The sequence below is a fragment of the Lapillicoccus sp. genome (genome assembly GCF_036559105.1).
In the GTDB taxonomy this organism is placed as follows: Bacteria; Actinomycetota; Actinomycetes; order Actinomycetales; family Dermatophilaceae; genus Lapillicoccus.
Map to the genome: position 1 here is coordinate 1 of NZ_DATBTV010000133.1, position 10,104 is coordinate 10,104.

General features: G+C 69.9%; 12 protein-coding genes. 4 read left to right on the forward strand and 8 right to left on the reverse strand.

The genetic code is table 11. The annotated features are described in order from the left end of the window. Nucleotides 1-25: 25 nt before the first annotated feature. Nucleotides 26-868, reverse strand: coding sequence for an AraC family transcriptional regulator (locus VIG79_RS16465; protein ID WP_331887577.1), 843 nt, complete (start codon nucleotides 866-868; stop codon nucleotides 26-28). A 71-nt stretch (nucleotides 869-939) separates the two neighbouring features. Between VIG79_RS16465 and VIG79_RS16470 the strand changes: the two genes are divergently transcribed. Further along, complete coding sequence (locus VIG79_RS16470) at nucleotides 940-1,416, forward strand: hypothetical protein (RefSeq protein ID WP_331887579.1); 477 nt, start codon at nucleotides 940-942, stop codon at nucleotides 1,414-1,416. A 9-nt stretch (nucleotides 1,417-1,425) separates the two neighbouring features. On the opposite strand, the gene lepA is transcribed toward VIG79_RS16470, so the two are convergent. Further along, nucleotides 1,426-3,273, reverse strand: a complete 1,848-nt coding sequence (gene lepA / locus VIG79_RS16475; RefSeq protein WP_331887581.1) for a translation elongation factor 4 — start codon at nucleotides 3,271-3,273, stop codon at nucleotides 1,426-1,428. 287 nt (nucleotides 3,274-3,560) lie between these two features. Here lepA and VIG79_RS16480 point away from each other — a divergent pair, with 287 nt between their 5' ends. Further along, a complete protein-coding gene (locus VIG79_RS16480) occupies nucleotides 3,561-4,310 on the forward strand; it encodes a DUF1345 domain-containing protein (protein WP_331887583.1) in 750 nt (249 codons plus the stop codon). A gap of 21 nt (nucleotides 4,311-4,331) precedes the next feature. Here the strand turns inward: VIG79_RS16480 and VIG79_RS16485 are convergent, their stop codons facing one another. The 6 genes from VIG79_RS16485 to VIG79_RS16510 all read right to left on the reverse strand — a co-directional run bounded on the left by VIG79_RS16485 (nucleotide 4,332) and on the right by VIG79_RS16510 (nucleotide 8,474). Continuing rightward, a complete protein-coding gene (locus VIG79_RS16485) occupies nucleotides 4,332-4,541 on the reverse strand; it encodes a dodecin (protein ID WP_331887585.1) in 210 nt (69 codons plus the stop codon). A 112-nt stretch (nucleotides 4,542-4,653) separates the two neighbouring features. After that, nucleotides 4,654-5,070, reverse strand: a complete 417-nt coding sequence (locus tag VIG79_RS16490; RefSeq protein ID WP_331887587.1) for a nitroreductase family deazaflavin-dependent oxidoreductase — start codon at nucleotides 5,068-5,070, stop codon at nucleotides 4,654-4,656. Nucleotides 5,071-5,077: 7 nt separating this feature from the next. Beyond that, the gene (locus VIG79_RS16495; protein WP_331887589.1) at nucleotides 5,078-5,617 is read right to left on the reverse strand and encodes a DinB family protein; all 540 of its coding nucleotides are present in this window, start codon (nucleotides 5,615-5,617) and stop codon (nucleotides 5,078-5,080) included. 37 nt (nucleotides 5,618-5,654) lie between these two features. Next, nucleotides 5,655-6,914: a cytochrome P450 gene (locus tag VIG79_RS16500; protein WP_331887591.1), complete on the reverse strand. Its 1,260-nt coding sequence runs from the start codon at nucleotides 6,912-6,914 to the stop codon at nucleotides 5,655-5,657. Next, entirely contained in the window at nucleotides 6,911-7,459 is a 549-nt protein-coding gene (locus tag VIG79_RS16505; RefSeq protein ID WP_331887593.1) for a hypothetical protein, read from the reverse strand. Before VIG79_RS16505 ends, VIG79_RS16500 begins: the two co-directional genes overlap by 4 nt. A 121-nt stretch (nucleotides 7,460-7,580) precedes the next feature. Continuing rightward, nucleotides 7,581-8,474, reverse strand: coding sequence for an alpha/beta hydrolase (locus VIG79_RS16510; RefSeq protein WP_331887595.1), 894 nt, complete (start codon nucleotides 8,472-8,474; stop codon nucleotides 7,581-7,583). A 106-nt stretch (nucleotides 8,475-8,580) separates the two neighbouring features. Between VIG79_RS16510 and VIG79_RS16515 the strand changes: the two genes are divergently transcribed. Both VIG79_RS16515 and VIG79_RS16520 read left to right on the forward strand, forming a co-directional pair. Continuing rightward, on the forward strand, nucleotides 8,581-9,447 hold the full coding sequence (locus tag VIG79_RS16515) for a YhjD/YihY/BrkB family envelope integrity protein (RefSeq protein ID WP_331887597.1): 867 nt from the start codon (nucleotides 8,581-8,583) through the stop codon (nucleotides 9,445-9,447). 34 nt (nucleotides 9,448-9,481) lie between these two features. Beyond that, a partial coding sequence (locus VIG79_RS16520; protein WP_331887599.1) for an AAA family ATPase occupies nucleotides 9,482-10,104 on the forward strand: 623 nt, incomplete at its 3' end.

The window sequence follows — 10,104 nt, forward strand, 5'->3', positions numbered from 1 at the left end:
CAGAGGTTGTGGTCAGTCCGTGTCGTCATGCTCCCGATGCTGCCAAGTCCGACACCGGTTCGTCTTGGACGACTGCGAGGTCGTCCTCGACGCGCCACCGCGACGGCGGCCGCCCCGCGAGGTCGCGCCACTCCCGAGCCAGGTGCGCCTGGTCGGCGTAACCGCACTCGGCGGCCACGTCGGCGAGCCGGCGACGCGGGTCGCGCGCGGCGTCGACCGAGCGTTCGAACCGGGTGATCCGCACGGCGGCCTTGGGCGTGATGCCGAGCTCACCGCGGAACCGCTGCTCCAGGTGCCGCGTCGACCACCCGACGTCAGACGCCACGCCGGCCACCGGGGTCCGGCCTCCGCCGCACCGGATCAGCCGCCAGGCCCGCGCGACCTCCGGCGGACCGGCGCACCGCGACTCGTGCCGCCGCATCAGCTCACGGACGACACGGTCGACCGCCGCGAACCGCTCCGGCCACGTCGCATACCCCTCGAGCTCGTCGCGCAGGGACTTCGCGACACGACCGACGACGTCCTCGAGCTCGACCGAGCTCTCGGCCAGCTCGCCGGCCGGCATCCCGAACACGGCGCGGACGCCGCTCGGGGTGAGCCCGAGCTGCAGCCCGTGCTGGCTACCGTCGTGGTGGATCAGTGTCGGCCCCGTCGCGAGCCCGGCCAGAACAGCGTCGAACGTCGTGAGCCCCGCCAGACCGGCACCACTGAGGCACAACGGCTCGTCGAACGGCACCACCAGCGTCAGGGCGCCCGACGGCAACCCGACGTGCACGCCCGGGGAGCCACCGGCGTACCGGTAGCCGACCGCCAGCGTGACGAACCGGTCGAGCGGCGGCCGGAAGGTATGCGAGTAGTGCTCGCGCACATCTCCGACGCTAGGACCCCGCACCGACGGTAACGGGGAGTAGCGTCGGGACGAACCAGGAGGAAAACCACGTGCGAGTGTCTCGAACCGCCAATCGTCGTCTCGCCACCCTGTTCGCCGTTGTCTTGGTGGCGCTCTGCGCATCGCTGGTCACCGCGTCCAGCGCGTACGCCGACTCTCCGTTCAACCACCCGATGCCGAGCGGGAACTGGACGTTCGTCCGCAGCGACGCCTTCCTGCACTACGCCTGCAAGGTGCCGATGAGCGGGGGCTACGGGCCGGTCTACCGCATCCACACCCTCACCTGGTACAACGGCCGGCAGGACGCGCTCGACTACGGGATCGGCGTCTACGCCGCCACCACCCGCTACGGCAACGACAACGTCATCGACCAGAAGACCAACACTGGGTGGCTCTACGGGTTCAACGGCAACGAGCTGTGGGCCTCGGCGTGGTACCCCGACCGGCTGTGGATGCAGGGCTCCTACTACGGGCCCTCTGCCCGGTGGGACGACGGATTCCCGGTCGCCTGGTTGACGAACTGCTGACCTCGGGCGCTACTTCTTGGCCGTCTCGGCGTCGTTGGAGAGCGCGGCGATGAACGCCTCCTGAGGGACCTCGACCCGGCCGACCATCTTCATCCGCTTCTTGCCCTCCTTCTGCTTCTCCAACAGCTTGCGCTTGCGGGTGATGTCGCCGCCGTAGCACTTGGCGAGGACGTCCTTGCGCATCGCCCGGATGTTCTCCCGGGCGATGACGCGCGACCCGATCGCGGCCTGGATCGGCACCTCGAACTGCTGCCGCGGGATCAGCTCACGCAGCTTCGACGCCATCGCGACGCCGTAGCCGTAGGCCTTGTCCTTGTGGACGATCGAGCTGAACGCGTCCACCTGCTCGCCCTGCAGAAGGATGTCGACCCGGACCAGGTCGGCCACCTGCTCGCCGTCCGGCTCGTAGTCCAGCGAGGCATACCCGCGGGTGCGCGACTTCAGCTGGTCGAAGAAGTCGAAGACGATCTCGGCGAGCGGCAGGGTGTAGCGCAGCTCGACGCGTTCAGGCGACAGGTAGTCCATCCCGCGCAGGCTCCCCCGGCGCTGCTGGCAGAGCTCCATGATCGCGCCGATGAACTCGCTCGGCGCGAGGATCGTCGCCCGGACGACCGGCTCGCGGATCTCCGAGATCTTGCCGTCGGGGAACTCGCTGGGGTTGGTGACGTCGACGTGAACGCCGCCGTCGAGCGTCACGTCGTACTCCACGTTCGGCAGGGTCGAGATGAGGTCGAGGTCGAACTCGCGTTCCAGCCGCTCGCGGATGATCTCGAGGTGCAGCATCCCGAGGAACCCGACCCGGAAGCCGAAGCCCAGCGCCGCGGACGTCTCCGGCTCGTAGACCAGCGCAGCGTCGTTGAGCTTGAGCCGGTCGAGCGCGTCGCGCAGGGCGGGGTAGTCGGACCCGTCGATCGGATAGAGCCCGGAGAACACCATCGGCTTCGGGTCGCGGTAGCCGGCGAGCGCCGTAGCGGCCGGTTTGGCGGCGTTGGTGACGGTGTCGCCGACCCGGCTCTGGCGGACGTCCTTGACGCCGGTGATGAGGTAGCCGACCTCCCCGACCCCGAGACCCTTCGACGGCACTGGCTCCGGCGCGATCACGCCGATCTCGAGCAGGTCGTGGGTGGCCCGCGTCGACATCATGACGATCCGCTCACGCGGGTTGAGGTCACCGTCGATGACCCGGACGTAGGTGACGACGCCGCGGTAGGTGTCGTAGACCGAGTCGAAGATCATCGCCCGGGCGGGAGCGGCGGGGTCGCCGGTCGGGCCGGGGATCTGACGCACGATCTCGTTCACAAGGACCTCGACGCCCTCCCCCGTCTTGCCCGAGACGCGCAGACAGTCCTCCGGCTCCAGGCCGATCAGGCCGGCCAGCTCCTCGGCGTACTTCTCCGGCTGCGCCGCCGGCAGGTCGATCTTGTTGAGCACCGGGATGATCGTGAGGTCGTTCTCCATCGCGAGGTAAAGGTTCGCCAGCGTCTGCGCCTCGATCCCCTGAGCGGCGTCGACGAGCAGGACGGCGCCCTCGCAGGCCGCCAGGCTGCGCGACACCTCGTAGGTGAAGTCGACGTGCCCGGGGGTGTCAATCATGTTCAGCGCGTAGGTCGTCCCGTCGAGCTCCCACGGCATCCGGACGGCCTGGCTCTTGATGGTGATGCCACGCTCGCGCTCGATGTCCATCCGGTCGAGGTACTGCGCCCTCATCGCGCGGTCGTCGACGACGCCGGTGAGCTGAAGCATCCGGTCGGCCAGCGTCGACTTGCCGTGGTCGATGTGGGCGATGATGCCGAAGTTCCGGATCAGGTCCGGTGGCGTCGCGTGGGGCGGCAACGCGGTTCGGGCCCTGGGTGACACGCCGTGAAGTCTTTCACGGGGCGCGAGGAGCCCCGACCACGCCGGTATGCGCGTGATCGGTGCGCCGGTTCCGGTTTCTCCCCGGTGCCACTCGGGTTTATCCCCGGTGCCGCTCGACTCGACTCCCAGTCGAGCCGCTTGACTCATGTCATACCGGCAGCCGAGCCGCTCGACTCCCAGCCGAGCCCACCGGCCAGAGATACGGTCGCCCGGCCGCGCCGATGACCTGCCGAACCGAGCCCGGCTCCACGACAATGGCGGGGTTCGACCGACCTGCAGGGGGTGTGATGACCGAGAAGAAGACGATCGCCTTCCCGGTGGGCCCGGCGCCGAAGCCGATCCCGCGCGCGTGCTCCGACGTGTTCCGGCTCTGGGCGGCGCTCGGCCTCGGGATCCTGCTCAGCCTGCTCTTCTTCATCGCCCAGGACCTCTACCAGGAGATGGGCTTCCGCAAGCAGCTCACCCCGGCACAACTCGCGCTCGAGGAGGACTACGGCTCGAACCTCATCGGCTGGGTCGGCTTCGCCATCGCGTACCTCTGGTTGGGCGTCCGCGCCTTCCGGGGTGCCGACCACGACGAGCTGAGGCGCCGGATCCTCGGGTCGCCGCTGCCGAAGCAAGCCTGGAAGCGGTGGCTGCTCGCGGGTGGCGGCGGGATCGTGTGGCCCCTCATCATCTCGATCTGGGCGTTCTCGACCATCGTCACCGCCGTCATCAACCGCCAGGATCTCCCGGCGCTGGTGACCACCATGGCCGGTCTCACTGTGCTCAGCTGCCTCGGCATCATCACGTTCAGCTTCGCCGTCTACTACGCCCGCAAGGACATCGAGGAGGGCGGGCTGGAGTTCCCCGGCCCCGAGGAGTCGGTGTTCTCCGACTACGTCTACCTGGCGGCCGGCTGCTCCGTGACGTTCGGCACGACCGACACGACGGTCAGCACCGCGTCCATGCGGCGGTTCGTGACCTTCCAGAGCGCGCTGTCATGGCTGCTCAACACGGTGGTGATCGCGACGTTCCTCTCGCTGATCATCAACTGACGGCGACCCTGGACATCCCCGCTACGCACCGACGCGGAAGCCGACCTTCATCGCCACCTGGAAGTGCTTGATCGTCCCCTCGTCGAGGTGACCGCGGATCTCGGTCACCTCGAACCAGTCGAGGCCGCGGATCGTCTCGGCGGCCTTGCCGATCCCGGTCCGTATCGCCCCTTCGAGGCTTTCGCTCGACGTCCCGACGACCTCGGTCACGCGGTACACGTGGTCGGTCATGAGGTTCTCCTTCGCCTGCTTCTCGACGGGGCCGGGAACGGTGCCTGATGCCCGATGCCCGATCCAGCGACGCTAGCCCTCCGCACGCGGCGCGGCCAGAGTCGTGCGGGAGTCAGGCCGGAGTCAGCTCGACGACGGGGATCTCTCGCGGCGCCTTCGTCTGGTGGTCCACGAAGAACGGGTAGAGCTCGGCGATCCGCGCCCAGACCGTGGCGCGGTCCTCCCCCTCGAGGACCGACGCCGTCGCCGCATACGGCGGGCTGCCCTCCTGGTCCCCGACCTCGACGGTGACCGCCGGCTGCGCCCGCAGGTTGAGGCACCAGTCCGGGTCACGCGGCGCGCCGACGTTGGACGCGATGACGAACAGCCGGCCGTTCTCCCGGTGGAACATCATCGGCGTCGTGTACGCCTCGCCGGTCCGCCGCCCGGTGGTGGTGAGGAGCAGCAGCCGCTCCCGATGCATACCGGGCAGGTCCTCGCCGGCCCGGAAGCCCTGGATGACCTGGCGGTTCGTCTCGCGATAGTCCATGTCTCCCTCAGAACCCCGTCGCCCCGTCGATGCCCTCGCGGAGCAGGTCGGCGTGACCGTTGTGGCGGGCGTACTCCGCAATCATCTTGAGCAGCACGCCGCGCAGCGACACCGGCGCGCCGTCGCGGACCCGAGTGCCCTCGTCGTCGAGGTCGTGGGCGGCGACGATCTCCCGCGAGCGCGCGAGCTCCTCACGCCAGGCCGCGAACGCCTCCTCGACGTCCCCGTCGAGCCGCTCGAAGTCCTGGTCGGGGTCGTCGTCGGAGTAGTAGAGCAGCGGGACCTCGTCGCCGGCGAAGTTGATCTGGAACCACCAACGCTCCACTCCGGTGAGATGCCGGAGCAGGCCGTGCAGGGTGAGGGTGGACGGCGGCATGGTCCGGTCGTTGAGCCGGGCCGGGTCCACGCCGCGGCATTTCAGCTCGAACGTGGCCCGGTGGTGATCGAGGTAGGCGGTGAGCATGGCGCGCTCGTCGCCGGTCTGCGGCAGCTCGGGCCGCTCGTTCGACGCCCAGGTCTGGGCATAGCTCTGTGGGGGCTCGGTCATGGCGCGAACCTAGACCGCTCGACCGACAGGACGCGCGTCAGGCGGCCACCGGCATGTGCAGGGGTCCCCGGATCAGCCGCGACGGCCGCATGACGACCCGGCCCGCCTGGTGCAGCCGTGGCAGCCGCTGCGTGAGTGCGGTGATCGCCACCGTGGCCTCGAGCCGGGCCAACGGGGCGCCGAGGCAGTAGTGGATGCCACTGGAGAACGCGAGGTGTTCCGAGCTCGAGGTCCGGGTGAGGTCGAACCGCGTGGGGTCGACGAAGACGTCCGGGTCGCGGTTCGCCCCGGCCAGCAGGAGGACGAGGGCCTGGTTGACGTGCACCGGTACGCCGCCGATCTCGGTCGCCCGGAACGACAACCGCGCGGTCTCCTGGACCGGCGGGTCCCACCGCAGCGTCTCCTCGACCGCACCCGTGGCGAGCGACGGGTCGGCTCTGAGCATCTCCCACTGCTCGGGGTGCGCGAGCAGGGCTCGCGTCGCGTTGCCGATGAGGTTGACGGTGGTCTCGAACCCGGCGATGAGTAGGAGCGAGCACATCGGCCGCAGCTCCTCGGGCCGAATCGTGTCCCCCCGCTCCGCGACGATGACACTGACCAGGTCGTCCCGCGGTTCGCGGGCGCGCTCCTCGAACAGCCGCGCGAACAGGATGTCGAGCTCGCGGTTCGCTTCGATCACCCGCCGCGCCTGGCCGATCGAGGTGACGCCGTCCAGGGCGCTGCCGAGCGCCGCGCCGTAGCGCTGGAATGCCGCCGCGTCACCGCCGTCGACCCCCATCATCCGGGTGATGACCGCGATCGGGAGCGGGGCGGCCAGGTCGGCCACGAGGTCGAAGGTGCCCTTGGCCTCGGCCGCGTCGAGCAGGTCACCGACCGTCTGGTCGATCGTCGTCGCATACCCGGCCATCATCTTGGGGCTGAACGCCGGCGCGGCGACCCGCCGCAGCCGCGCGTGGTCGGGTTCGTTCAGGCTGAGGAAGGACAGGTCGAACTCCTCCTGAGGTGAGCGCACCGGCGAGGCGCCGGTCTCCTCGCGCACCCCGAACTGCCGGCTGCGGAGCACCTGGTTGCAGATGGCGTAGCTCGTCGTGGCCCAGTTGCCGAGCCGGGTCGGGACCATCGGTCCGATCGCCCGCATGGCCTCGTAGACCGCGTAGGGGTCGCGGCGTCCCTCGCGCGTGCTGAGGCGGGCGAGCTGGTCGCCCCGGAAGCGCGCCGCATACCAGCGGTCCCAGCGTTCCTTGTAGAGCCCGCCCGCGAAGCTCGCGGCCGACCTGACCTGGCTGACCGTCGTCATGCCCCCACCCCCGACAACATCGTGTCGAGCACGCGGTCGGGCGCGTCGAGCCGCGCCAGCCGGCCGCTCCCGACGCACTCCCACGCGACGTAGACCAGCGCGACCAGCGTCTGCCGCAGCCACCAGTCGGGCTGCGCCGGGTCCAGCGCCCCAGCCGCCCGGGCCCGGGCGAGCACCGCGAGAATCTCCTCGTCCACCCGCTGGTATGCGGCGCAGAAGTCGTCGTCGGTCTCCAGGCTCGGGGTCCGCCAGAGGAAGCTCAGCTGCGGTCCGACCGGGACGAGCGCGGTTACGAGGGACCGAAGACCGCCGTCGGGAGCGTCGGGGTCGGCGCTGCGGGCCGCGCCGAGGCAGACGTCGACGGCCCGCATGGCGACGGCGTGCTCGAGCTCGTCGCGGGTGGCGTAGCGCTTGAACAGCGTGGTCCGCCCGATCCCCGCCGCGGCGGCGATGTCGGCCAGCGACGCTCGTGGGTTACCGACGAGGTAGGTGACGGCCGCGTCGAGCAGGTCGGCGTGCTGGGTTCGCATGGCCAGAGCGGTCATGATCCCGAAGATACGCCGGTGTTCGATGATGAACAAGAGTGTTCAGCGGGTCCGGACATCGGATCGGGGAGAGATTTTGCGCGCCGACACGGAAATCTCTCCCCACGGGATCGGAGGAGGTCTATTCGCCCGCTCTCGGCGGGGCCAGGGTGCCGCGGTGAAGCTCGTAGGTGCGTGTAACACCCGGGGCGTTCGGGTCGTCGACGACGGGCTGGTCGGCCATGAAGAGGCGGATGACGTTGGCCAGCTCGTCCGGATGGCTGAAGTTCACGGCGTGCGCGGCGCCCTCGATGATGACGAGCAGGGCGTGGTTCGACGTCTGCCCGGCGACCTCCTTGAGCCGGTCAGGACCCGGCATCAGCGGGTCGCGGTTCCCGATGACCGCCATGGTCGGGACCTTCATGGCCAGCAGGCGGTCGAGCGAGGGGTACTTCGTCAGGGCCCGGAACAGGCGCAGCGTGCTCGGTACCCCGAACCGTAGGTAGTCCGGGACCGCGACCGGCACCAGCTTCGGGGGCTCCCGAACCCCGTCGGTGACCAGCTGGCGCATGGCGCGATGGAGCGGCTGGTTGTGCAAACCGCCGGCGGGCGCGACGAGCACGGCGCGGTCCAGGCGGTCGGGGTACAGGTAGGCGAACTCGGTGATCACCGCGCAGCCCATCGAGTTGCCCACCAGCGTCGCCGACGCGATGTCGCGGTCGTCGAGGAAGGCCGCGGCAGCGTGAGCCAGGTCGGTGACGTCGAGGGGCTGTACCGAGTTGCCACTCCGGCCGAAACCGGGAAGGTCGGGGACGAAGGTGTGGAACTCCCCCGCCAGCCGCTCGGCGGTCGGGACGAGGTAGGCGCCGGACATCCCGAACCCGTGGATGTGAACCATGACCGAGCCGTCGGCCGGGCCGGGCGACTCCCGGTAGAAGACCTCGACGCCGTCCAGCGTGGTCCAATGCTCGGCGAGAACTCCCGAGGGCCTGGACAGCCGTCGTCGCGTTCCCCGACGTGCTCGCTCCGACGGCATACCGTCAGTATGGTGCGGATCGCTGGGGTCGTCAGCATGGCCCCACGGACCGGAGCTCACAGTGACCACAGACGGGTCGGACCGAAGCGTCGATTCGTCGACCCCCGTGTCCGCGCCTCCCAAGTCCCCGACGGGACGCCTCGGGGAGGCCCGCGAGCGGGTCTACGCCACTCGTGACCGGGTGATCTCCTCTCGCTCTCGCTACCACCAGGTCGACGTCGCGCTGCGAACCTGGGAACGCGACGTCGAGGCCGGTGGGTCGCTGATGGCCGCCGCCCTGGCCTTCCGGTTGTTCCTGTGGACCCTTCCGGCGGCGCTCTTCAGCGTCGGGCTGCTCGGCTTCACGATCGACGAGAGCGACCCGGGCACGGACAGCCCGAGCATCCGCGGCTACACGATGGCGACCGTCGAGCAGGCGGCCGCCCAGGCGCATCGGAGCCGGTGGTTGCTGGTCATCGTCGGCGGGTTTCTCATGCTGTACGTGTCCTACACCCTCACCAAGACCGTCGTCGTCGCCACCGCGCTGATCTGGAACCGTCCGCTGCGCTCCGTCCATCGACCACTGCGAGCGGTCAGCGTGATGCTCGCCGCCATGACGGCCGCCATCGCCCTCGCCGCCATGGGCTCGTTCCTGCGTAACGTCTCGCCGGGACTCGGGCTGGTCGCGACCGTGTTCACCGCGGGGCTATGGGGAGTGATGTGGTGGGTGGTGTCCTATCTGCTTCCCCACGCGGACGACCTGCCATGGTGGGGGCTCATCCCTGGCGCGGTGTTCCTCGGGATCGGGACCCAGCTGCTGCACCTCGCCACGGTCTACTACTTCGGCGTGAAGCTGAGCAACGCCTCTGAGCTGTACGGGCCGCTGGGTGTCGCGGCCACCCTGCTGCTGTGGGCCTACATCATCTCCCGACTGGTCCTCACGTCGGCGTCGATCAACGTCGCCGCCGTGCGGTCCTACCACCATCCGGGCTGACCAGGCTGTCGCGGCTCGGACCTACGCTCGCCCCGTGATCACGCTCGTGGCCGTTGCGGGCTACCGCTCGCTGCGCGACGTCATCGTGCCTCTGCAGGGGCTCGACGTCGTCACCGGCGCGAACGGCTCGGGCAAGTCGAGCCTCTACCGAGCCCTTCGGCTGCTGGCCGACTGCGGGTCGGGGCGGGCGATCGGCTCGCTCGCCCGGGAGGGTGGCCTGCCCTCCGCCCTCTGGGCCGGCCCCGAGAGCCTCGACGGTGCCCGCGCACGTGGGTATGCGGTCGAGGGCACCCGACGGCGGGGTCCGGTGAGCCTGCGGCTGGGGTTCGCGACGGACGACGGCTTCGGCTACCTGGTCGACCTCGGTCTCCCGATCCCCGGCGAGACGGAGTTCAACCTCGACCCCGAGGTCAAACGGGAGATCGTCTTCAGCGGCCCGGTGGCCCGCCCCAACGCGGTGCTGGTGAGTCGGAAGGGCCAGCTGGTGCGGACCCGCGACGGTGGTGACTGGGTCGAGCTGAGCCGCGGCATGGAGCCGTGGGAGAGCATGCTCACCGAGCTGGCCGATCCCGGCCGCGCACCCGAGCTGCTCGCCGTGCGCGACCAGATCCGGGCGTGGCGGTTCTACGACGGGTTCCGTGTCGACGCGGAGGCGCC